Source organism: Staphylococcus sp. HMSC36A10, assembly GCF_001838845.1.
GTDB classification, from domain to species: domain Bacteria; phylum Bacillota; class Bacilli; order Staphylococcales; family Staphylococcaceae; genus Staphylococcus; species Staphylococcus aureus.
Map to the genome: position 1 here is coordinate 1 of NZ_KV839121.1, position 23,169 is coordinate 23,169.

General features: G+C 30.5%; 30 protein-coding genes and 1 pseudogene. 8 read left to right on the forward strand and 23 right to left on the reverse strand.

All coding sequences use genetic code 11. The features are described from left to right. Positions 1-42: 42 nt before the first annotated feature. Positions 43-216: a hypothetical protein gene (locus HMPREF3247_RS08835; protein ID WP_000267034.1), complete on the reverse strand. Its 174-nt coding sequence runs from the start codon at positions 214-216 to the stop codon at positions 43-45. Positions 217-666: 450 nt separating this feature from the next. On the opposite strand from HMPREF3247_RS08835, the gene HMPREF3247_RS08840 reads away from it, so the two are divergent. Next, positions 667-1,707, forward strand: a complete 1,041-nt coding sequence (locus HMPREF3247_RS08840) for a C45 family autoproteolytic acyltransferase/hydrolase (protein WP_001188074.1) — start codon at positions 667-669, stop codon at positions 1,705-1,707. Between the two features lie 56 nt (positions 1,708-1,763). Here HMPREF3247_RS08840 and HMPREF3247_RS08845 read toward each other — a convergent pair whose 3' ends face one another. Genes HMPREF3247_RS08845 through HMPREF3247_RS08855 form a run of 3 tightly spaced genes read right to left on the reverse strand, consistent with a single transcriptional unit; the run spans position 1,764 to position 3,744 of the window. Beyond that, entirely contained in the window at positions 1,764-2,606 is an 843-nt protein-coding gene (locus HMPREF3247_RS08845) for a DUF4097 family beta strand repeat-containing protein (protein ID WP_000713071.1), read from the reverse strand. Continuing rightward, positions 2,603-3,160, reverse strand: coding sequence for an HAAS signaling domain-containing protein (locus tag HMPREF3247_RS08850; RefSeq protein WP_001033971.1), 558 nt, complete (start codon positions 3,158-3,160; stop codon positions 2,603-2,605). The genes HMPREF3247_RS08845 and HMPREF3247_RS08850 overlap by 4 nt, the downstream gene beginning before the upstream one ends. Before the next feature lie 59 nt (positions 3,161-3,219). Beyond that, positions 3,220-3,744, reverse strand: coding sequence for a membrane protein (locus tag HMPREF3247_RS08855; RefSeq protein WP_000966288.1), 525 nt, complete (start codon positions 3,742-3,744; stop codon positions 3,220-3,222). Positions 3,745-3,864: 120 nt separating this feature from the next. Here HMPREF3247_RS08855 and HMPREF3247_RS08860 point away from each other — a divergent pair, with 120 nt between their 5' ends. Beyond that, positions 3,865-4,428 carry a thioredoxin family protein gene (locus tag HMPREF3247_RS08860; RefSeq protein WP_000182842.1) on the forward strand — a complete coding sequence of 188 codons (564 nt, stop codon included), beginning with the start codon at positions 3,865-3,867 and terminating at the stop codon, positions 4,426-4,428. 65 nt (positions 4,429-4,493) lie between these two features. Here HMPREF3247_RS08860 and pmtD read toward each other — a convergent pair whose 3' ends face one another. The 7 genes from pmtD to HMPREF3247_RS08895 form a co-directional block, all read right to left on the reverse strand. Then, the gene (gene pmtD / locus HMPREF3247_RS08865; RefSeq protein WP_001221651.1) at positions 4,494-5,234 is read right to left on the reverse strand and encodes a phenol-soluble modulin export ABC transporter permease subunit PmtD; all 741 of its coding nucleotides are present in this window, start codon (positions 5,232-5,234) and stop codon (positions 4,494-4,496) included. Then, positions 5,234-6,106, reverse strand: a complete 873-nt coding sequence (gene pmtC / locus HMPREF3247_RS08870) for a phenol-soluble modulin export ABC transporter ATP-binding protein PmtC (RefSeq protein WP_000763045.1) — start codon at positions 6,104-6,106, stop codon at positions 5,234-5,236. Before pmtC ends, pmtD begins: the two co-directional genes overlap by 1 nt. After that, positions 6,103-6,783, reverse strand: a complete 681-nt coding sequence (pmtB, locus tag HMPREF3247_RS08875) for a phenol-soluble modulin export ABC transporter permease subunit PmtB (RefSeq protein WP_000645736.1) — start codon at positions 6,781-6,783, stop codon at positions 6,103-6,105. The genes pmtC and pmtB overlap by 4 nt, the downstream gene beginning before the upstream one ends. After that, positions 6,784-7,680, reverse strand: a complete 897-nt coding sequence (pmtA, locus tag HMPREF3247_RS08880; RefSeq protein ID WP_000991304.1) for a phenol-soluble modulin export ABC transporter ATP-binding protein PmtA — start codon at positions 7,678-7,680, stop codon at positions 6,784-6,786. It abuts the gene before it with no gap. Next, positions 7,677-8,057, reverse strand: coding sequence for a PSM export ABC transporter transcriptional regulator PmtR (locus HMPREF3247_RS08885; RefSeq protein ID WP_000691587.1), 381 nt, complete (start codon positions 8,055-8,057; stop codon positions 7,677-7,679). The genes pmtA and HMPREF3247_RS08885 overlap by 4 nt, the downstream gene beginning before the upstream one ends. A 258-nt stretch (positions 8,058-8,315) precedes the next feature. Next, positions 8,316-8,492 (reverse strand): SE1626 family protein, encoded by a 177-nt coding sequence (locus HMPREF3247_RS08890; protein ID WP_000681968.1) that lies wholly within the window; start codon positions 8,490-8,492, stop codon positions 8,316-8,318. Positions 8,493-8,734: 242 nt separating this feature from the next. After that, positions 8,735-8,833, reverse strand: coding sequence for a Trp-rich small protein (locus tag HMPREF3247_RS08895; protein ID WP_000990056.1), 99 nt, complete (start codon positions 8,831-8,833; stop codon positions 8,735-8,737). A 199-nt stretch (positions 8,834-9,032) separates the two neighbouring features. Between HMPREF3247_RS08895 and HMPREF3247_RS08900 the strand changes: the two genes are divergently transcribed. Continuing rightward, the gene (locus HMPREF3247_RS08900; RefSeq protein WP_001068523.1) at positions 9,033-10,319 is read left to right on the forward strand and encodes an aminotransferase class I/II-fold pyridoxal phosphate-dependent enzyme; all 1,287 of its coding nucleotides are present in this window, start codon (positions 9,033-9,035) and stop codon (positions 10,317-10,319) included. Positions 10,320-10,642: 323 nt separating this feature from the next. Here the strand turns inward: HMPREF3247_RS08900 and HMPREF3247_RS08905 are convergent, their stop codons facing one another. Beyond that, positions 10,643-10,933 (reverse strand): MAP domain-containing protein, encoded by a 291-nt coding sequence (locus HMPREF3247_RS08905; RefSeq protein ID WP_000671712.1) that lies wholly within the window; start codon positions 10,931-10,933, stop codon positions 10,643-10,645. 14 nt (positions 10,934-10,947) lie between these two features. Continuing rightward, entirely contained in the window at positions 10,948-12,693 is a 1,746-nt protein-coding gene (eap, locus tag HMPREF3247_RS08910) for an extracellular adherence protein Eap/Map (protein WP_064134474.1), read from the reverse strand. 388 nt (positions 12,694-13,081) lie between these two features. Here eap and HMPREF3247_RS08915 point away from each other — a divergent pair, with 388 nt between their 5' ends. From HMPREF3247_RS08915 to HMPREF3247_RS08930, 4 genes are all read left to right on the forward strand, one after another. Beyond that, positions 13,082-13,279 (forward strand): phospholipase, encoded by a 198-nt coding sequence (locus tag HMPREF3247_RS08915; protein WP_000239610.1) that lies wholly within the window; start codon positions 13,082-13,084, stop codon positions 13,277-13,279. 371 nt (positions 13,280-13,650) lie between these two features. After that, positions 13,651-13,830 (forward strand): hypothetical protein, encoded by a 180-nt coding sequence (locus HMPREF3247_RS08920; protein ID WP_000669791.1) that lies wholly within the window; start codon positions 13,651-13,653, stop codon positions 13,828-13,830. A 23-nt stretch (positions 13,831-13,853) separates the two neighbouring features. Further along, positions 13,854-14,162, forward strand: coding sequence for a hypothetical protein (locus HMPREF3247_RS15100; RefSeq protein WP_001795394.1), 309 nt, complete (start codon positions 13,854-13,856; stop codon positions 14,160-14,162). Then, positions 14,141-14,401, forward strand: coding sequence for a hypothetical protein (locus HMPREF3247_RS08930; RefSeq protein WP_001791826.1), 261 nt, complete (start codon positions 14,141-14,143; stop codon positions 14,399-14,401). The genes HMPREF3247_RS15100 and HMPREF3247_RS08930 overlap by 22 nt, the downstream gene beginning before the upstream one ends. Positions 14,402-14,453: 52 nt before the next feature. Here HMPREF3247_RS08930 and scn read toward each other — a convergent pair whose 3' ends face one another. From scn to HMPREF3247_RS08955, 5 genes and pseudogenes are all read right to left on the reverse strand, one after another. Then, positions 14,454-14,804, reverse strand: coding sequence for a complement inhibitor SCIN-A (gene scn, locus HMPREF3247_RS08935; RefSeq protein WP_000702263.1), 351 nt, complete (start codon positions 14,802-14,804; stop codon positions 14,454-14,456). 510 nt (positions 14,805-15,314) lie between these two features. Beyond that, positions 15,315-15,653: pseudogene (locus tag HMPREF3247_RS08940) on the reverse strand (SH3 domain-containing protein); the annotation flags it as partial. Positions 15,654-16,300: 647 nt separating this feature from the next. Then, positions 16,301-16,792 carry a staphylokinase gene (gene sak / locus HMPREF3247_RS08945; protein ID WP_000920038.1) on the reverse strand — a complete coding sequence of 164 codons (492 nt, stop codon included), beginning with the start codon at positions 16,790-16,792 and terminating at the stop codon, positions 16,301-16,303. Positions 16,793-16,982: 190 nt separating this feature from the next. Next, positions 16,983-17,738 (reverse strand): CHAP domain-containing protein, encoded by a 756-nt coding sequence (locus HMPREF3247_RS08950; protein WP_000861038.1) that lies wholly within the window; start codon positions 17,736-17,738, stop codon positions 16,983-16,985. A gap of 11 nt (positions 17,739-17,749) precedes the next feature. After that, on the reverse strand, positions 17,750-18,004 hold the full coding sequence (locus HMPREF3247_RS08955) for a phage holin (protein WP_000611512.1): 255 nt from the start codon (positions 18,002-18,004) through the stop codon (positions 17,750-17,752). A 51-nt stretch (positions 18,005-18,055) separates the two neighbouring features. Between HMPREF3247_RS08955 and HMPREF3247_RS08960 the strand changes: the two genes are divergently transcribed. Beyond that, the gene (locus HMPREF3247_RS08960) at positions 18,056-18,163 is read left to right on the forward strand and encodes a hypothetical protein (RefSeq protein ID WP_031866188.1); all 108 of its coding nucleotides are present in this window, start codon (positions 18,056-18,058) and stop codon (positions 18,161-18,163) included. Between the two features lie 52 nt (positions 18,164-18,215). Here the strand turns inward: HMPREF3247_RS08960 and pepG1 are convergent, their stop codons facing one another. The 5 genes from pepG1 to HMPREF3247_RS08980 form a co-directional block, all read right to left on the reverse strand. Then, a complete protein-coding gene (pepG1, locus tag HMPREF3247_RS14465; RefSeq protein ID WP_000226108.1) occupies positions 18,216-18,350 on the reverse strand; it encodes a type I toxin-antitoxin system toxin PepG1 in 135 nt (44 codons plus the stop codon). 191 nt (positions 18,351-18,541) lie between these two features. After that, the gene (locus HMPREF3247_RS08965; protein ID WP_000539688.1) at positions 18,542-18,838 is read right to left on the reverse strand and encodes a DUF2951 domain-containing protein; all 297 of its coding nucleotides are present in this window, start codon (positions 18,836-18,838) and stop codon (positions 18,542-18,544) included. A 57-nt stretch (positions 18,839-18,895) separates the two neighbouring features. Beyond that, positions 18,896-19,183 carry a hypothetical protein gene (locus HMPREF3247_RS08970; RefSeq protein WP_001040261.1) on the reverse strand — a complete coding sequence of 96 codons (288 nt, stop codon included), beginning with the start codon at positions 19,181-19,183 and terminating at the stop codon, positions 18,896-18,898. A 46-nt stretch (positions 19,184-19,229) separates the two neighbouring features. Next, entirely contained in the window at positions 19,230-19,382 is a 153-nt protein-coding gene (locus tag HMPREF3247_RS08975) for a hypothetical protein (protein WP_001153681.1), read from the reverse strand. Then, positions 19,372-23,157, reverse strand: a complete 3,786-nt coding sequence (locus HMPREF3247_RS08980; protein WP_064266710.1) for a phage tail spike protein — start codon at positions 23,155-23,157, stop codon at positions 19,372-19,374. The genes HMPREF3247_RS08975 and HMPREF3247_RS08980 overlap by 11 nt, the downstream gene beginning before the upstream one ends. Positions 23,158-23,169 lie beyond the last annotated feature (12 nt).

The window sequence follows — 23,169 nt, forward strand, 5'->3', positions numbered from 1 at the left end:
CTGCTGTTTTTTAGGGATTTATGTCCCAGCCTCTAAATGTTATTAGTTATTTTTACTTTCAATATCAGAAATAATTTCTTTAGTTTTTCTTTCAATATCTTCAAAATCTTTTTTAAAGATATAAGCAAATGCTACTACACCAACACCAGCAACTAATGTTGTAATAGCAACTAAGCTAAATACGAATTTAAACACACATTTAATAAAATTCCACATCTCAATTTCACCTCTGTTAAATTAAATACCTATCTACATTTCATTATACTATCATATATAGAATAATCATTAAATAAATACCCACTTTTACGAAATATATTCATCAAATTATATAGCGAGCAAGCTAATGATTATTTTCAAAAATGCCGAGGAACCTCTGTTTCAACGTGACATGACCTTATATGCTAATGTTAACAATGACTATTATCGTGAATGCTAACTTAAGATTGTTATTTATGATAAGATGATTTTAAGTTTTTAACTTAATATCCCCACCATCTATAAAAATATGTTTTAACTGATTGATAAGTCTTATACACCGAGAAATCACCTCAAACAATTTTATATTTCATTTAGTAAAATATAACTTTATTTAACATGACATTCAATATACATACGATTACTATTTATTTACAATATATTACAACTAAAAAGAAAGGGGCCGATGATATGCAACAAGTGACATCAGATATTATGACTTTTAGAGGTTCACATTTCGAGTTAGGTGTTAAAACTGGTAAATGGCTTCAACAAACACCTCTTCTAAAAAATCGAGAAAAAGAATGGAAAAAACGTGTCCCACGTTTCGATATAGATGTAAATGAAACTTATCAAATATTCCAAACATACGCACCTCAAATATGGGAAGAATTAATGGGACTACAAAGTATACTCAAAATGCCAACACGCCAAATTATTTTAAACTTTGGACATTATCGTTTTACCGATTTAAAAGAAAGTGGTTGCACGGTCTTTCAAGGCAAAGACTTCATGGTTAGAAATTATGATTACCACCCTGCAACTTATGATGGTCGCTACTTACTATATCAACCTACAGATAGCGGTTTAGCTCAAATTGGTCCTGTATCAAGGGTAACTGGAAGAATGGATGGTATGAATGAGTCAGGATTAACTATGGGCTATAACTTTATGCACCGGAAGAAACCAGCAAATGGTTTTGTATGTTATATGATTGGTCGTCTAATTCTTGAAAATTGCCGAAATGTAACAGAAGCAATACAATTATTGAAAGAAATACCACACAGAAGCTCATTTAGCTACATACTGATGGACAAATCATTGAACCATGCAATTGTTGAAGTGACGCCGAGATCAATAGATGTTCGTTATGATAATATATGTACAAATCATTTTGAAATATTAACACATGAAAATCGCAATTATACAAAAGAATCTAAAGAAAGACTGGCGCGTACCATTTCACAAACTAATGATAATTTAGATATGACTACAGCATTTAAGTTATTCAATAATCCTCAGTATGAAATTTACAGTAAACTATTCAAAAGCTGGTCTGGCACCATCCATACATCAATGTATCACCCTGAAACATTAACTGCATATTTTACATTGGGAGAAAATGCGCCACCAGAAATAATAGATTTCAAATCATGGTTAGATGGTCAAGACCTTAATATCACTCACTTTACTGGCAATATAGATACCGACTTAACTTTTGCCAACAAATAAATAACACCGATATTAGAGAAATTATGCTTCCTAATATCGGTGCTTACATCCTTTATTTATTCAACTTTGATATTACCATCAATCGTATAAAATTCTAAAACATTGTCGCTTTTCCCAACTTTACCATTAGTAAATGTTTTATTTTTAACTACGCTATCACCCGTTCCCGGATTTAGCTTTAGTATAGTGTCTTCAGGTTTACTATCATACTTAAAAAGAATATCTCCTTGTTTAGTAGAAGCTTTTGCATCTACTTTTGATGGCATGTTTTTAAATTCAATGTCACCATGATCATTTAAAAATATGGATTGTTTAATTTGACTCTTGTCGATTTGTAGCGTACCAATAACAACTTTAATATTGCTATTTTTAATGTTACTTTTACTAATATAAGTAGAACTATTATTTGTCTTTGAATCTAGTGCGTCAAGATTTGAGTTTTTAATAACTACTTCACCGTTAATGCTTTGAATACTTGTGTTCTCTAAATCAACATCACTGATTCTAACACTTCCTGCCCCAGATGATAGATTTAAACGTTTAATCATTTTATCAGGCATTTCAATCGTTAACGTTTTCTTATTCTCATGAAAAGGATTCATATCAATTGCATATCCTCTTGTCTTAGACCTTTTATCACTAATCTTCAACGTCTTATCTACTATATTAATTAATATATCATTGTCACCATCATATTTAACTCTAAATTGATTCCCCCGTTTTATACGAAGTTCTGTACTATCCAAATTTATAGATACATTGTCAAAAGCATCGTCTTTGAATGTTTTATCATATTGTTTAGTACCATATTTGTTTTTATCATAGCTGAACCAAATAATGGTTGCTGCTGTAAAAAAGACAACAAACACTAAAAGCCCAATAAAAAAGAATTTCTTCATTTTCTAACGCTTCCTTTGACAGTTTTAATATACCAAAGTAAATATTTTAAGATTAAACGATAAATGTATTCTAAAATCTTAAATATGACAATGATAAATACTAATCCTAATCCTGAATATGATATGGCAAAAAATACATTACTAATTGAGTCCACAATTCCTCTGGATATTGCTGATGCTAATAAAATAATTGGACAAAACAGCAGCAAAAGTGATATTAAAAATAATGCTAATACAAATAATCCAACTATAGATACTGGTATAAGGATGACAAAAATAGATAGAATGCCTAAACTTAATGAAGCAGCAACAGCTCTTGAAATATTTTCAAATGTTGGTTTAGATTCAGCATAATCAATAACACTTCTAGCTTTTGTTTCAGCTGCAACATCTTGTGGGTCTTTTAACTTCTTTAAAATTTCCCCTTCATCAACGCCATTAAGTTCTTGCTCATAAAAATAACGTTCATATTCATACATTTTTTGATCTCTTAAATGCCTAGGTAGCGCATCAAGTGCTGTTTCTAATTCATTTAAATAAGTAATCTTGTTCATATAGGTCACTCATCCCAATAAAATTATTCATTCGTTTTTTATAACTTTAAGACCTAAAGCTATTTACTAAAAAATTCAATACGTTTAATTTCTAAATCTTGATAAAGTAAGTTTAATTTTAAATGGTTATCTCTATCAATATACTTTACCGATGAGAAATCATTGCCAACTTTTGTTCTTTTATATCCGAATCCAAGATTTTCAATCGCGTTATTTATCGGCGAACCAATTCCCCCATCAAAATTAGTATGTATCTTTTCATCTCTTACTAATATTATCCCCTTAACGATGTTATCCTTTTCTCTCACTTTAACGGTAAGATCAGGGTGAGCTTTACTGTTATAAAATTTAAAACGATCAAACTTAATTTTTTTATTTACTTCATAGCCTTTTTTATCAAACTTCTCATTTAATTTAATATCGTTTATTTCAAGATTAGACAAATCCACAGTTTTCGTATGACGATATTGATATAAACCAATTAATACACCAAAAGAACAGATTAAAAATAATATAAACACAACCCAGCGATTTTGAATACGCACTGATGTCACCCTTTCTTTGTACTTATTTAAATATAGCATAAGGTGCTTCCCGTTTCATCCTTAACAAAAATTAACAAAGAATTTGCAATTAATTTATTTCATTACCTTTTATTACTATAAATTGGTATAATGTTGTAAATGCTAAAGGAGGTTTTTACAATGACAAATTTAGAAACTTATTTCAAAAATAGCCAACCCTTAAATGAATACATTGATGGAATGAAGACAAATCAAGATACCGTTCTCAGTATCTATCAATCATTTGAGTTACCAGAAGATGATTCACGCATCAAAAAAATAAAAGAGATGAATTATTCTAAAGTATTAGTAATTACTGAAGACTGGTGTGGAGATGCAATGATGAATCTCCCAATTCTAAAACACATCAGTGAAGCATTAAATTTAGAAGTACGCGTGTTCCATAGAGATGATGATACAAAACTGATCGATCAATATTTAACAAATGGTAAATCACGTGCAATTCCTATCTTCGTATTCTTGAATGATCAATTCGAACAAGAAACAGTTTGGGGACCAAGAGCAAATGAAGTCCAAAAATTTGTAACTGATGTTCGTGCTGATAAATTACCGAGCAAAGATCATCCAGACTATGCAGATTTAGAAAAAGAAACACACTTAGTTATATCAAACCGCTATAAAACTGACGCTTCATTTTGGAAAGCAGTTTATAATTCCATCCTAAATAAATTAGAAAATAAATAAATTTACAATAAGACAAACTTTGAGGTTGGGAAAATTTAAAATTCCCAACCTCAAAATTATTTTTATTAAATGTCTTTTTTAGCGACATATAAGATATTCAAAATGAAGAATATCACTATAGAACCTAATGAAATTACCCATTGCCAATTGCTAAAATCAAAGTTAGAGCTAATCATTTTATCAGTTAAGTAAGCAAAAGGGATATAATCAAAAGCATCTAAAACTTTTTCACCGTATCTTGGGATAAATGTAATAAAAGGTTTAATAAACGGTACAATGAGTACTAAAAATACACCTAATGAAAATATCATTGCTGTTTTTTGTGATGCAAGTGTGATTAAGAATAAAAACAAGCCAAAGAATAGTAAAAAGATTAGGAAGAACCATAAATTATCTACATATTTAGAAAACGCCAAATTTTTTCCATTACTAGATGCCTGCACAACAATCAAAATCACATAATGAATTAATGCAAATAATATTGAAATTAAAATAATTGAAATTGTTTTCGAAATAATGTATCCAACGCGTGTTTTAACTTTACTCATATATAGTTGAATTGTACCTTGTGAAAAATCACGCGTAATTGTCTTAACAACAAACATTAATCCAATTATTAACAATAACCATTTTGCTGCAGCAAATACAGATCCATAGACAATAATATGTTTCGGGTTATCCATCGAATTTGCCATAAGTATACTTTGAGTTGCAATCAAACTAGATACGACTAGTATCGCTAAATATGTTAAAGGACTTTTAAATATACTATAAAAATCATACTTAACTAAATTTAAAATTCTCATTATTTATCACCTCTTTGATTTATATTGAAGTACGTATCACGCAATGAACTTTTACGTGTTTCAATATATTTCGGATAAATATCTAATTCAGATAATGCTTTTAGTATAACTTGATAATTTTTTTGTGCATTGATCATTAAATGTCCGTCTGCTTTGTCGATATTTTGTAATTGGAAATGCTCTGCAAGATATTTTTCAGTTCTATCAAAGTCTTTATGATCAACAGTAACTATCGTTGTGTCAGATGCAACACCTTCCTCCATGTTTACATCTTGAACAAAATGTCCGTCTCTTAAAAATACAGCTCTATCACAAATTAATTCAATATCTTCTAACTTATGACTTGATATTAGAATTCTCATATCAAGTTCATTTACTAAAGACTTAATTGTAGTCAGCACATCAATTGAGCCATCTGGATCCATACCATTTGTAGGCTCATCCAAGATTAAAAATTTAGGTTTATTCATTAAAGATACTGCAATTGCTAATTTTTGCTTCATCCCCATTGAATATTTCTTAACTTTCTTTTTAATATAAGGTCTCATACCAAATGCATCTATAATTTTGTCTGTGTATGCTTTATCAAAACCCTTACCTAATACTTGTGCAAATAATTTCAAGTTATACAATCCTGATTTATTATCATATAATTTAGGATGCTCAATTAAAAAACCGATATTATCTGCATTATCAATATCTACTTTTCCATCAAATTTAATAATATTACCATTCATTACTTTCATAACGGTTGTTTTACCAACACCGTTTTTTCCTATTAATCCGACAATTCTACTATCGCCAAAGTCAAAATCAATATCATTTAAAACGACATTTGAGCCGTATTTTTTTGTAATATGTTCTAATTTCATCGACTGCCTCCTTTAAATTTTCTAGTATTTATTTTATTGAGCTGTTTAAAATAATTAACAATAAGTATAACAATGCTTATAATTAGAAAACCAATATTTAAAATATATGAATATAAATCTGGGAATGATGATTGACTTAGAAGAAAATAATTCACCAACACTATTGCAATTGAAAATAAAAATGGAACTAAAATGATAATAGTAAACACGTATATACCATATGGCACTTTGACTCTACGCAATTCTGTAAATTGACTAAATGCAATTGGTATAGACAAGAAGTTAGATATGACAAATGCATATGCAGTTGAAAAATAGATTGAATTTGGTTCAATCACATCTGCTTCATAAGCATATAAACTAATAACAAGCGTTCCAATTAATGTTAAAACAATGCATGTAATATAGTTGGCATTAAGCAATTGTTTTTTTGACACTGGTAAACTCATATAAAAATAATATGAATCATTACCACCTAATCTACGATTGAGTCTAAATAAGTGACCAGCATCTAAAATCCAAATAATCAATATTGTTGGACTAATAAAAGATTGCAATAGGTAAAAGAACTTTGTTGAGTCAAGCATTACATAAATAGGATATAAGGTTAATAATAGAACATAGATGATAAGTGTATATCGTCGTAATTTAAAATTCCTAATTAACAGTGCCTTCATTTAAAAACCTTCTTCCATCAATTTGATGTTTTCATGGTATTTAGGTTTTCTCTTTTCAAGATAAACCATTAAATTCTCAATAGAAGGTGTAGTGATATTCACTTTTTGACCTAAAATTTCTTTAAATACTTGCGCATGTTCTGTTAATCCTATAAATCCCGTACGCTTATGTTCTTCGTAAATCAGCAAAGCAGCCAATTCTTCATCTAAATCTTCGAGGGCTCCACTCACAACTTGATATCTTTGTAACAGTTGTTCTTTTGAACCATTTAAGATAACTTCACCGTCACTTAAGTGAATGATATAATCAGCTATTTTTTCTAAATCTGAGATAATGTGTGTCGACATGAATATTGTTTTATTTTCATCAATTAATTCTTGCTGAATTATCTCCAATAGCTCATTTCTAGCTAAGGGATCAAGACCTGAAGTAGGCTCATCAAAAATATACAATTCAGCATGATGTGAAAATGCAACTGCTAGTGATAATTTCATTTTCATCCCAGTCGAAAATGTTTTTATTGATTTATTGATTGGTAAATCGAACTTTTCAAGATAAAATTCAAATACTTGATGGTCCCATTTACGATAAAAAGGGGCAATCATTTTTTCAAGTTGCTTCGTAGTCCATCTCTCATTAAAATAATTTTCAGAGTAAACAAACCCAATTCTATTCTTTAACTCTATCGGATTGAGAGCCATATCCTCTTCTAATACTCTAATAACACCAGTTTGTGGTTGATACAAATCCATAATTAACCTTATTATTGTGGTTTTACCAGCGCCATTTCTACCAATAAAACCAGTGACGAATCCTTGAGGAACTTTGAAAGAGATATTCTTTAAATTAAACTGATCACTTGAATAATTAACATTACTTAATTCTATGGCATTCATGATGATTCCTCCTCATAAATGAACGTTAAAATATCTTGAAGTTCCTCAAGTGACATTTCGATGGCTTGCGCTTCATTAACCAATTCTTTAACCAAATTTTCAATGGTAAAAAATTGTTTCTCTTTTAAAATAGAACTATCTTGCTCCTTAACAAAGGTCCCTTTTCCTCTAATTGTTGTAACAAAACCGTCTTTCTCTAAATCTTCATAAGCACGTTTGGTAGTAATCAAACTTACTTGAAGATCTTTGGCAAGTTCTCTCATTGACGGCAAATGCTCTCCAGGAGCAACATATCCCTTTAAAATATTTTGTTTTACTTGTTGCTTAATCTGTTCATAAATCGGAAAATCACTATTGTTTTTTAAAATTATTTTCATCAACGTCCCCCTATCACTTTCTGTATATATACAATATACACAATATACACAGTTTTGTAAATATGCATGTCTCATTATCAACCAGTCTTCAGAAATAACACTGAGTATTGTATTACTAGCAGTTGAATAAAATGAAATGACACTACCATTTAATCTTGCATTGTCTACTTCAATAAAAAAGACTGCTAAAACGAATGTCTTTAATCTCTACGTGACAACCGTAGCGTCAACATAAACAATCGTTTTAAACAGTCAATTCTATTTACTATTTTTACGTCGATCATTACTTCTACTTATAAAAGCACAAATCATAAACATAATCGCTGCTAATAATAATTTTATACCTTGGCTTTCATGATTAGTTGCTTGTAAATAATAACCAATAATAAATAAAATAATTGCAAGTACTACAAATATTTTTGTTAGATGTTTCAATTTATTTCACCTCAACATCGACATTATAACAAATATAAATTTTTTTAATAAGTTATTGAATTTCAAAAGTTCAAGGTACTAATCACTTTCAACTAAAATAGCGCAACAAAACCATTCAATCAAAATGATTATTGATTGCGATATATTGTGTTCAATGATATTATTTAAGTGTATCCACAGAATTATACTACACAACCCCAAGTCTGGTACCAGCAGACTTGGGGTTATTTATGTGTGTAGGATCATTTTTTATTTTTCCATTTCAGTTCTAACCAAAGTCGAAAAATAATTAGTAAGCCACCTGTAATAAGTGTCATCATCCCTTCTTGCCACCACATCATTACACTACACCTCCGTTCGACTAAAGTATCATACTGAAGGATGACCTACACCTATTCTAACATAAAAACAGAACATATGTTCGTATTTTGGCAGCAGATTTTACATATTATTCGTTAATTCACCAACAACACTTTATCTTTGGTATAATTGAAGATAATATATAGGCATACAATTTTTTTAAAGAGAGGTTAAGCAATAATGAATCCTTTAGCCCAAAGCTTAAATGAACAACTTCAACAGTCAAATGCAACTGCCTTTGCAATGTTATCTGACTTAGGTCAAAATATGTTTTATCCAAAAGGCATTTTATCTCAATCTGCTGAAGCAAAGAGTACAACATATAATGCAACTATAGGTATGGCGACAAACAAAGACGGAAAAATGTTTGCATCATCTTTAGATGCAATGTTTAATGATTTAACTCCAGATGAAATATTCCCTTATGCGCCACCACAAGGCATCGAAGAATTACGTGATTTATGGCAACAAAAAATGTTGCGTGACAATCCAGAGCTATCAATCGACAACATGTCACTACCAATTGTTACGAATGCATTAACACATGGTTTATCTTTAGTTGGCGATTTATTTGTAAATCAAGGTGACACTATCTTGTTACCAGATCATAATTGGGGTAATTACAAACTTGTTTTCAATACGAGAAATGGTGCAAACCTTCAAACATATCCTATCTTTGATAAAGACGGGCATTATACTACTGATTCACTTGTAGAAGCTTTACAATCATACAATAAAGATAAAGTCATTATGATTTTAAATTATCCTAATAATCCGACAGGTTACACACCTACGCATAAAGAAGTGACTACCATCGTCGATGCAATTAAAGCATTAGCTGATAAAGGTACAAAAGTTATAGCTGTTGTGGATGACGCATACTATGGTTTATTCTATGAAGATGTGTATACTCAATCATTATTTACTGCATTATCTAATTTAAATTCAAATGCAATATTACCTGTTCGTTTAGATGGTGCAACAAAAGAATTTTTCGCATGGGGATTCCGTGTTGGGTTTATGACATTTGGAACGTCTGATCAAACAACTAAAGAAGTATTAGAAGCCAAAGTAAAAGGTCTTATACGAAGTAACATTTCTAGTGGACCTCTTCCAACACAAAGCGCTGTTAAGCATGTATTAAAAAATAATAAACAATTCGATAAAGAAATCGAACAAAATATTCAAACATTAAAAGAACGCTATGAAGTCACTAAGGAAGTTGTCTATGCTGATCAATATCATTCACATTGGCAAGCCTATGACTTTAACTCTGGATACTTTATGGCAATAAAAGTTCATGATGTTGACCCTGAAGAACTTCGTAAACATTTAATTGAAAAATATTCAATTGGTGTTATTGCACTTAATGCAACAGATATTCGTATTGCGTTTAGCTGTGTAGAAAAAGAAGATATCCCACATGTATTTGATTCAATTGCTAAAGCGATTGATGACTTAAGATAATTAATTTCAACCAATAATCTGATGAGTATGACTCGGATTATTGGTTTTTTATTTTTAAAATTATTCCTTCTTTCAAAGTATCATAAGATATATTTTATTCAGCAACTTGTCAAACACTATACCTAATTAGTTTTATACATCTCTCCTAACAAAATCAAAAAATCGGACAGATGAAAAGTAAAAAACTTTTTCTATCAGTCCGATTTATTATAGAACCAATTTATATAACTTTTGGCAAATCACTTCAAACATTCAAGCATCACATCTCTACAAATGTAAAAGGCACCCCACGATTGTGAGATGCCTTATTATAAAATTAAAGATTAGAATTTAAGTTCAATATCTACCTTTTTAATGTCAGTTGCTTTAAATACTCTTTCATCTTTATACTCAGTTTTTAAGTCTACATATTTTGACGAACCATTTTTAAAATACACTTTATACACTGCGCGTTCAGCAAGTCCTATGTCATGTTTAGTTATCCCTTGATCATTTGCCATTGCTGATTTAAGTTTTATACTTAAATCATTAATTGTAATTTTGCTTGCATTATAGAACACAAATTCATTTGAAACTATGTTTTCAAATTTATTTATTGTTACTGGGAATTTCACATTATTAGATTTATTTATTTTTTTTTTGATTTAGTGTATTGTTTTACATCAATATCAATCTTTTTAATATCTTTGGCACTAAATAAATTAGGTGTAAAGATGTCTGATTTTAAATTCACTACTTGTTTCTTTCCATTTTTGAAATATACTGTATATTTTGCTTGTTTCGCAAATTTTAAGTCAAGATCACTGATACCTCTTTCACTTTTTAATACAGATTTCACTTTGTCGTTTAAATATTTGTAACTAATTAATTGTTTATTCGAAATTTTTAGTTTTGATAAAATTGGTGTTGATGTGCCATTTACTGCAATTGTATATGGTACATAGCTATCCGCTTTCGCTTTTGACCCTGTTTTAACATCAATATCTATCTTTTTAATATCTTTGGCACTAAATAAATTAGGTGTAAAGATGTCTGATTTTAAATTCACTACTTGTTTCTTTCCATTTTTGAAATATACTGTATATTTTGCTTGTTTCGCAAATTTTAAGTCAAGATCACTGATACCTCTTTCACTTTTTAATACAGATTTCACTTTGTCGTTTAAATATTTGTAACTAATTAATTGTTTATTCGAAATTTTTAGTTTTGATAAAATTGGTGTTGATGTGCCATTTACTGCAATTGTGTATGGTACATATCTGTCTGCTTTCGCTTTAGTTCCTGTTTTAACAGTAATTTCAATTCTCTTAACATCTTTCGCATGAACTAAGTTTGCTGTGTAATTTTTTGAATTTAACTGTAAGATTCTTTTACCACCATTTTTAAAATAAACAGTATAATAAGCTTTCTTAGCATATTTTAAATCTTGTTCACTAATACCTCTATCATGCTTCAGTACTGATTTTATTTGACTAGTTAAATTTTTGTAATTTGTCCAAGGTTTATTTGAAAATGAAAGATTCGATAAAATGTTTGTAGATGTACCATTTAAATTAATTGAATATGGAACTTGATAGTTTCTTTTAGCTTTATTTTCGATATGTTTTTTTGTATCTACGTTAATATTGATACTTTTAATATCACTTGAATTGATTAAATTCGCTGTGTAAATACCTGCTTTCAAATCTATAACTTTCTTCGTTCCATTTTTAAAATTAACTGTATATTTCGCTTGCTTCGATAGTCTCAAATCAACATCAGTAATACCTCTATTTGACTCTAAAACTGATTTAACTTTATCCTCTAAATCTTTGTAACTAATTTGTTGATTCTTATTAAATGTTAGGTTTGATAAAATGTTTTGGCTTGTGCCGTTCACTGTGATTGTATATGGCACTTGAACATTTGCTTTAGCTTTATCTTTAGGTTGCTTTTTAGTATCTACGTTAACACTGATAGCTTTAATGTCACTTGTATTGATTAAGTCAGCTGTGTAGATACCTGATTTCAAATCGATAACTCTTTTTGTTCCATTTTTAAAATGAACCGTATATTCCGCTTGCTTTGAAAGTCTTAAATCGATATCACTAATACCTCTATTAAAGTATAAAACTGATTTAACTTTATTCTCTATATCTTTATAACTAATATTTTGATTCTTATTAAATGTTAAGCTTGATAAAATGTTTTGGCTTGTGCCGTTCACAGTAATTGTATATGGAATCTGGATGTTAGAATGTCCATGGTGTAATGTACTTGATGATTTATCTAATGGCTTAGCTGCGGCAGATGCTTCGTTAGTATTAAAGTTTGCTCCTGTTGATGCTATAACGCCTAATGCTAATGTTGTTGTAATCAATGACTTAAATTTCATAAATTATCTCTCCTTTTTTATGTAATTCGTGATTGCAACTTTATTATAGCCAGACTTTCTCTATTTTTTGAATTAACTGAATATTAATAATAAATTATCTTTAACAATAATTTTTTAACACTGTTAAAAGTTCTTTTAATTTTGATTAACTAACTAATTTACAATACCTAAAATGTTGTTTGATTTTGTTTATACCAAGTTTCAAACTTAAATGTCATAACAATCTTCATTTCTTAATTCCGATTACATTTGTCAATTATATTTACAGCATCTTTATACTCAAAAAACATTTACTTAAAAATATAAATTCGATTTAATAATTAATTTAAATTTAGTTAATCAATTTTGCATCTATTTTGTTGTAAGCTATATAAAAGGAGTGATAATGATGGTGAAAAAAACAAAATCCAATTCACTAAAAAAAGTTGCAACACTTGCATTAGCAAATTTATTATTAGTTGGTGCACTTACTGACAATAGTGCCAAAGCCGAATCTAAGAAAGATGATACTGATTTGAAGTTAGTTAGTCATAACGTTTATATGTTATCGACCGTTTTGTATCCAAACTGGAGACTTTTAACATAAAATTACTTATCATTCAAAAAGTAAAACAGCATAATATCAAGGTTTATAACTTTATCATTATCAATAATACCTCATATAAAATAAAATTTTAGGGACTTTTTAGGGACTTTAAATTTAAAATTACAAGTTTAATAGAAACATCAAAATAATCACATGTTTGTGTGGAATGTACACCCCAAAAGCTAGACTGAAAAATCTATTTTTTGAGGTGTATTTTTATAGGTAAATATAATAAATTAGAGTAGACAACTCAGAATTCCAATTTTATAATAATATTGCTTGACATATCAAACTAGATAGTACTATTTTGAATATATTATTATAATCAAAAATTCATTGTAAACTTTTAAACAAAAGGAAGTAATAAAAACGTGAAATTTAAAACAACTAAAGAATGTAAAAGTAATAATATCTTTAAAAGAAGTCAAGAAATTAATAATAGTGAAAGTGAAAAGGGTTGTTTATGGGGCATTAGCATGTTGATTCTACTTTTCTTATTGATTCTGTTTGGAATAACTGCTTGTTCATCAAGCATTCACTTTATTAATTAGATTTTTTTACTTGGAGGTATCATGTGAAGAACCATACAAATATAATTAATATCTTATTAGTTATAGTCAACTCATTAACTCATTTTCTAACTCTAAACACCTCATTTTTTAATAATTCAGCATCGGATTTCTGTTTTATCATAGGGGCTATATTTTTCTTAATCGGAATTTTTGTTGCAATATACGGTATGAAGCGAGCAACATATTGGTTAAACTTATTGATTTTATTTACCAATATTTTTTATTTTCTACACTTCTGTGTGTTACTTTTGTTAAAATATATAGGATTTAAATTATTTATTTATGAAGGGTGTGTATTGTTATTTATCTAATTTATAGTCTAATTGTCTATTTCATCTGCATTATAAATTTTTTCATAATGGCCGCACCATTCTTAATGACTAATGCTGATTATGTATGGACGCCTATGACTACAGTTACGTTATTTATTTTGAGTTTGATTATTTTCTTGATATTTATAAAAACAAAAGATGTCGTTCATTTAACAATTTTCATATTAAACTTACTTTTTTCAATACTTTATTGTTTACCTATACTGTTTTATTTATGAACACTTTTATATTATCTAGAAAATTAAAACCACCCTTTTACGGGTGGTTTTTTTAATATTTACTTTTTAGTGCTTCGTCAATTTCGTTATAAATCTTTTGAAGTTGATATTTTGCTTCTGACATTTTCTTAAAGTCTTTTGACTTAAGAGCATACATTGCTTTTTGACCTGAAATTTTTATAGTTCGCTTATAATAAGTGTTTAAACTTCCAGTAGCTAATTCATTAACATTTAGTTCATCTAATAACGATTTTAATTCATTAGCTAACTTTTCGTTTTGATATTCATTCGATGTTGGCAAGCTTGTGCTAGCTTGTGCCTCATTTTTATCTAGATTAGTTACTAGTGGTGATGCTAAAACGATTGCTAAAGTTCCCGCAAGTATAGATTTTCTAATTTTCATTTTTTATTCTCCTTAGTAATTAGTACTAATTTATTTTAATGACTAACTAAAAAAAAGTACATTAATTATTCATTAACTATATAGATCTTCTTATTAAATGAAAATTAATAAATTATCAAATTGACATACCTTATTGTATTTATAGAAAAACAAAAAAAGGTAAGCACCGAAATGCTTACCTACTTCCCATAAACAATATAACACATATACATTGATTTGGAAAGCGCAAAAATAAATTTAATATACTAGCCCGAAGGGGAGCAATACATAAAAAATGAAAGGCGCTCCTTGAAAACGCCCAAGGTAATATTAACATAAAATGGCTACTATTGCATTATCTAATTTTATTTAATTAAAACAAATATATAGCACAAAAAAACTAGCCCGAAGGCTAGCTTATGAATAGATGAAAATTTGAACACATTGCTGTGTCTAAAATGATTATAGCATAATTTCAAACTATTCTATAATAAATTAATTAACTTCATATGAAACTTTACACACTTTTTTTCAAAGTGCGCTAAAATTACCAAAACTGCTTATTCTATTACCTGCCTTGTCTACCTCTCCTGTCGCTATATAACAACGTTGTCCATTATTAGCAATATAAGTAATCCATCTATAGCCATTAATGCAATATGCGCCGTCATATTTGATCGTTGCGTTATTGGGTAATACACCTGTAATTCTTGAATTAGTTGAATAGCCATCCCTCACGTTATTACCTTTAACATTGGCAACTGTGTAATAACCAGTCTCTTTTTTATACGGTACATTGTTTTTATCGAGTGTATAACCTGCTGGCACTGGTGAATTCTTTTCATTTTTAGCTGGTGTTTTAACATTACTGATACCTGATACACACTTCCAATAAAAATAACCACACCATTTAAGATGCGGTGTAGCGACTGTAATATTTCTATGTTGTTGAGATATATGTATCGAGTGAAGGGCAAAAAGGATATCAATTGCAGGATAAGTGTTAGGTTACTAGGCCACTTAACAGGCTATATAGTTCACTCCTACTATATACACTTAATTATAACATAAAAAGCACCCCGTAAACTATTATACGGGAATGCTAAAGTCATATATACTACGGGGGAGTAGTATGAAAACTATGCTCTCTATCATAAGAAAAAAACACCCAGTGACATGCTTGGGTGAACAAGGATAGATGTAAATAGTTGATGCATGTGTAACACATCATAGCAAAAAACTAGCCCGAAAGCTAGCTATAACATACAATCTAAAAAGACGTCCTTTGAATACGTCTAGAAAGATTATAACATAAAAAAATAGGCAAGTACCGAAGTACCTGCCTAAAAAAGGATTATCCACTTTTTCATCCTAACTGATTTCTCCCCATAAGTCACCTAATATCTGATTAGGTGGGGAAGAACCATTCGTGCATGAATGAGAATTTGATGAAAGATAATTTTCACTACACATATTCAATCAAGACATTGCTTTCTATAATAAACAACTATTTTGTTTTATTTCTTTTCTATAACAACCTTTGTAATTAAGTTGAATCCAGGGTTTTTAATATGCTCTGATAAATCTGGGACAACAAAACCTTTTTCTGTTATAGGGAAAGACTTCGTTTCTTCTTTTTTCTTATTCTTATCATAATAAGTGACTTCGATCTTTGCGCTTGGATCTAATTCAACTACTCTAAACTCTTTATATGCTGTCGCATCTAATGCCCATTCGACATAGTATTCAATTTTTTCTTTTGTAAGTGTAGTCCCAGGTTTAATAGGAAACTCGACATAATGAGGGGATAGCAATTCATTTCCTTTACCATCAACTCCAGTCACATTTACCATCAAATACGGGCCTGTTGGTTCAAAATAACTCGCGTCATCGCCTTTTTTATATTTTCCTTTGTCGAATGAACTTGATGCACTTACCTCATTAGTAATTGAAGAAAATGAGAATAATAACAATAAAACAGTTAAAAATAATAAACTTCTTTTGAGCATGGCGCTTCCTCCAAATATAATATATTTGTTTTTATTTATCTCTTTTTATAGCTAACACCCTTATTTAAGATGATAAATATCAACAACTTCATTTTATATTGAGAAAATATTAAAAATCAATAAAATATTAAAAGAAACTAAACTTACATTAAAAAATAATTAACAAATATTTAACATTTTAACCTAAGAATTAAAACACTTCTTTCACAATCAATCTCTCATGCCATATCCACTCATTATGATTGTTCCAATAAATGCGACACCAACCATCTATAATTTCAAACACATATATTAATGTTCCAGGCGCGTATACAGCCTGTCCAACATCGAATCTATAGTTAGTACGATTATCACCGTATCTAGTGGCTGAAGTAGCACCTAAGCCGTCGATTTTCGCATTAAAATAAGCACCTTTTGACCATTTAAGGTTATAAGGCGCTTTACTTCCAACTGTTATTTTACTTGCAGATTTACCGACTGCTTTTTGAGCAGGTGGTTTAACTTTATTTGTGATCTTATTCATTAAGCCCTCACTTTTATACTTAGGTCTAATAAAGTGAGTACAGCCGTAATAATTATCCCAACGTAACTTTGCAGGCGTATTTGCGTTACCGTCATAGTTCTGTTCCAAAATTAAAAATTGATTTGTATTACCACCATTAAACACTAAACCAATATGACCGTATTGTTTATATATTCCTTTGGTAAATACAGCCACATCACCTATTTGTGGAACAAACGATGGTGTGTTTTCATATACTGTTGCCATGTTTTTAAAATCGTTATTGATTGCATCTTTTGCATTTCCCCACATTCTAATTTCTAACAACCAATAAATGTAATCAACTGCTAAATCTGCACATTGGTAACCATACCAACCGTCAAAATCAATATATCTACCTTGATACCAACGTAACCTTGCTCTTGCTTCACTGTATGTTTTCATTATTTTACCTCCTAGTATTTTCTTCTTGGTTCTTCATATTCTAAAGCTTGGTGGCTATCACCTATACCTTTAGTAGTCGGGTCTTGAATCACACCAGTTAATACTAAAAATCCTAATATAGCGTTTAAACCGTCTGTTAATTGCTCTGTATAAACTTGAATATCATACCCAATAGCTTTGGCGATGTTTTGAGCAAATAAAAAGATAGCTGACAATATCGCTACCCAAAATGATTTTTGTTTCATTCTAATTTTCCAATTAATCATATTCTTATCTCCTTTTATCCAAAATAAAAAGACGACTAATAAGCCGTCTATTTGATATTTATATTATGGTGTGTTAATTTATATATAGAAAAAGGGCAACATGCGCAAACATGTTACCCTAGTGAGCCCGTTAAAAAGACGATGGCTATTTTAGATTAAAGATTAAATTAATAACCATTTAACCATCGAAACCAGCCAAAGTTAGCGATGGTTATTTTTTATTGCTTAATTCAATAAGCTTGATTACTAGACCTATCAATGCAATAAGGAATAAACCAAACTGCAACATGGTACTAATTGTAATCATTAGGCGTCTCCTTTCTAAAGATTTCAGTAATGCCACCATAGGCACCACCTCCTTATACTCAGATAGCCACCATCTATCCAACTTGCTCACTTCTGCATATTACCATAATTACAACAATAAATAAAAAGTCAGTACCGAAGCACTGACTAAAACTTATTTACATTTACCGAACCAAAAACATGTCCAGAAACTATAACCAAAGATTAGTTTAAACATTTTATTCACCTCTCTTATATGCCCATAAGCATACGCAATAATGCTATAATTAGCGACCCAAATATTGTCCCAACTAAACCAAGCACCCACATTTTCATATCACGTATGTTCTTATCATTTTCTTTCTTATTCTTTTCATCTATTTCTCTTTCTTTTTGAATAGCATCTAAGGTTTTATCTAATTTAATGTTAACTTGCTCTTGGGTTTTTTGACCTAATTTAATTTCGTTGAGTGTGCTGAGCATTGTTTTATCATTCTCTTCTAACCTTCTGATGCGCCATTCATGTTCGTGTTTTTTGAACCACCCCAATTCAGTACACCCGCTTTCTAAAAGAATAAAGATTATGAGTATCTAACTCATAGCTTTTCATACTGTTTCAGTGTTAACTGTTACCTCTGGAGATAAATCTGATCTTTCAACTACTTCTTTAACTACTTTCACACGTTGTTTTTTGTTAGTTAATTGATATAACAAATTTAACGTCTCCGCAATTTTCTTAGCGTTTTCTTCAGATTTAAAATCTTGAGCATGGTTAACCATTTCAGAAGTTGTAAAACTTCCTGTGAAATCTTGATATACTACACGTTCTGTACCTTCTTTGTCGATTTGTACTAAAATAAACCTTTCTGTATTGTTGATAATTTCTTTTGCCATAATTAAATGACCTCCTTAAATTTTTGTATAAAAATAGTGCTAAGGATTACTCTTCCTCAGCACATTGTTGATTTTCTTTATTTTCTTGTATATACGCTTTTAACATCGCGTTTTCTTGTGTTAACCTCATAATTTCCTGTGATAAATAATGAATTGTATATTCAGGATTAGCTTGTAATCCTTGTTTGTTATCCTGCATTCTTTGACTCCTCCAATTTCTTGATTCTTAGTTGTTGTTCTTTGATAACAGGGATAAGATGAATCCATAGACGATCATACGCTATACCTTCAATTTCTCCTTTGTCATCATACGTGACAAACTCTTTTAATCCTAAATTCTCCACCTCTTCAGCAATCAAACCTACGTATCTATCAAGTTTATAGGTGTCTTCCGATAATTTTCTATCTTCTCTCAGCTCTCTAGCTAAAATTTCAGACTCAGCTTTATCAAACCACGTTCTAATAGGTAAGTTAAGAATAGCTTTTGAATGTTCCAGTTGTTCATCTCTATCGTTATATTGATTTTCGATAGATAACTTGTATTTACGCGCTGATGTCGAACGCCCAATTGTGCCAGCAGAAGTAATATGCAAATTAGCTGCGGCCGAATAAGTACGTCTATAAATTGAGTTAGAAGCTATCCTATCTCCTGCATCATCTGAACCTACAGACAGTAGGTCTGTACTCTGTATATGAATATACCTATTACCATCACGTCGTTTCAGCATATTAAATTTGCCATACCCTGCTTCGATTGTTGTATCTCCACCTGTTGCATATCGTCCATTAACAATTTGAACAAGACCTTTATTTCTTTCTTTAGAAAACCTGATACCCGCACCGTAATCATAGTTCTCATCAGAACCAAACATAATATAACCGTCACTCGAATAAGCATTATCTGCATTAGACAGCGTGAATGCAAATCGGTTTAATCCAGGCACTTTGTCTGTGTTTGGATATAAATACACCGGTGCCTGTTTGCTTTTGATATTCGATGAAGCGTAAGACTCCAGAACAACCCGATTATTATCTGACGTTAGTGCAACGACACCACCATAGGAATTGATTGTTATGCCATTCATACCGCTATCACTGTAAGTTTTATCCCACCATTGAATAGTACCGGATGAACCTCCGTCTTCGCCTTCTCCATCAATATATGTTGAAATACCAAAATGTGACATATAAAGTGAACCGCCTGCGGTATTATTTCTAAACCTTAGATGTCCATCTTTAAGACGTGTGAATATATCATCGGTTGATCGTTTGCCTTTCCAAGTTCGTTGCACAATACCACCTAGTTCAATAGAATCATTCTGTATTTGAACATATCTGTTATTGTTACCGCCTTTAATTCCAATTCTATTAACATTGATATCAAGACCCTCTCTTGATAAATTAAGGCTGTTGACAATATCGGTTTTATCTACTTTATCTCGCATATTTTGGATAAGAAGGTTTATTTCTCTATTACCGTTAATATCAATTTTATCAGCATTTAATCTAATACCACGTGGCCCCACATTTAAAGCTTGAGCCACTCCGTTATCATCATATCTGATTGTTGTTCCATCTGTAACGTTTTGGACAATCTCGTTTAATATATTTGAAAGTGTACGATTGGTTGCATTAAACTCTTCTTTAGTAGTTCTTAATTTGATTTCCTTACCATTTTGTATAATTTGAGAACCATAGCGAGTCAGTGTTCTCCTCTGTGCATCTGTGCTTTCTTTGACCTTGTTGTCTGTATAAGCATTAGCTTTCTTTTCAGCGTTTCTAGCCTTTAGTTCTGCGTTTTGTTTTGCCTCTTCAAGTTTAGCTTGAGCATCTTGTATAGCGCGTTGCTCTTCTTCCGAAATTTTACCATCAGCATACGCTTGCGATTCCTTCTCTTTAAGATTATCTTGAGCATCAATGTATGATTTTAAAGCTTCTTGCGCTTCTTGATTTGCTTGTTCAATACTTGCTTTAATCTCAGGATTATTGGACAAATCACTTAACTGGTCATCAGTATATTGTTTTTGTTCTTCCAATCCGTTTCGATATTCGTTTAACGTAACTTTATCTTTGATTTCACCTTTTAAAGTCGTTCTCTCAGCTTCAGCAGTATCTAAACGTTCAACAATACCGTCTTTGTCTGTTTTATAGTCCGATGTTTTTACATAGTCACGTAATTGTTCTTTTGTGGATTCTCTAGCTGCTTCAATAGCTGATTTAACAACATTAGGTTCTCCGACTAACTGCAAATCTTCATTCACCGTTAAACCAAATTTTGTTGCTATTATTTCCAACGCTTCTTTATATTTTTCATCAGTGTATTGTGACTGTAATAATTTAAATCTATCTGAAATGGCGATTTTGACATCTTCTACATCTGTATAAACATCTTGTAATTTCTTTCTATACTCAAGAAATAAAGCTTGTGTATCTACCAACCGACCAATCGTTGCAGTTTCGGGTGTCATAGATTCTAAATTATTTTTAATTTGATTATAAACATCAATCACAGCGTCTAAACTTGCTTGTAAGTCCGCTTTCAAATCATTATCTACTAAGTACTCGCTATTCAGTAATTCTGTAGCTTCTGACAAAAGACTAGCGTGTTGTATAGATAAATTAATAAAAATATTGTTTAATTCACTGAATAGCGCTTTCTCTCTTGTTATACCACCTAATTTTTCAACATCATTTGGTGTTGCTTCAATCCATCGACCATTCCAATATCTACGCAAGACAGCAACATCAGGGTTACTTGTATCATACCAAAGCATATCATTGACTGGATTTTCTGGCGGTGTATCACTTTTGTGTATTTTGTGTTCAAAGTATTCTAATTCACCATCTACAACATCTTTAACTATAGTGTTGATATTGCTAATATTATCGTTTAACTTTTGATGTATTATGTTCAATCGCTTGTTAAACTCTTCTCGTAATTCTGATTCTTTGAACTCTTTAGGTTGACCGAATGTATATGTGCTATTTTCTGAAATTATGTTATATTCTTCGGCAATAACTTCTGCCTCTACATACAATGGCGGGTTAAAATCTCTATGTTTTACTCTGACTGTATCACCAATTGATATAATCTCGTGCGGATACGTAACTTCCAAATCAGTAGAAGTAATCTCATATGACATAACTGCCGACTTACGTTTATTTAACTCTGTTTTGGCTAAAGAACGCAACCGTGTTTCATTCATATTTTGATCATCTGATTGAGGTTCGTATATTCCCCAAATATAACGGGTAGGTAAGTTGAATTGACTTTGTGCTTCGTCATCAGTCACAACTAACTCTAAACGCTTTCCTTTGTCATTTTCGGGTCCCACAGCAATTAATGCTGTTTTGATTTCTGACATATCAATCTTCCTAGTTAACCCAACCAAATCTTTACCATACTCAATTTCTTTACCTTTGAATAAGCTGTTTTTCTTTTTGAGTACCACATATCTACCTTTGACGGTATTAGAACTAAGCTCTATATAAAAATCCAATACCATTTTATAGGTTGTACATAATTGCTTTAAAACTTCATATCTAGTTTGATAAGAAGTCCATGACGTAGTACGTAAGCCATCGTATTCGGTTTGTTCAGAAACTTCCCAACCTGTATCGCTCAACACATCTTTCAATGCTTCTGAAGTTGTCTTTTTCTCAAATTTGCCTGGTGCATACGGTTTAGCTGTTGTTATATCAGCAAGATAAGACGCTATACATTCTATCTCTGTGTAGCCGTCCATCGTATCTTGAACCCAGTTAATAATAAATTCACGCCATTGTTTGTTTGAATCCCTTATAATAACACGATGTCGTTCACGGAACTTTTCAGCTCTTTCTGATGATATGAGCAGTTCAAGCATTTCTAAATTGTCATTAACATTACGTTTATGAATCGCTCTAACTAAGGAAGGGTCATCAGTAGAAAGGAAATCTATAATCTTGTCGTTAAAATCTAAAACATGTATCACACTCTCATCTCC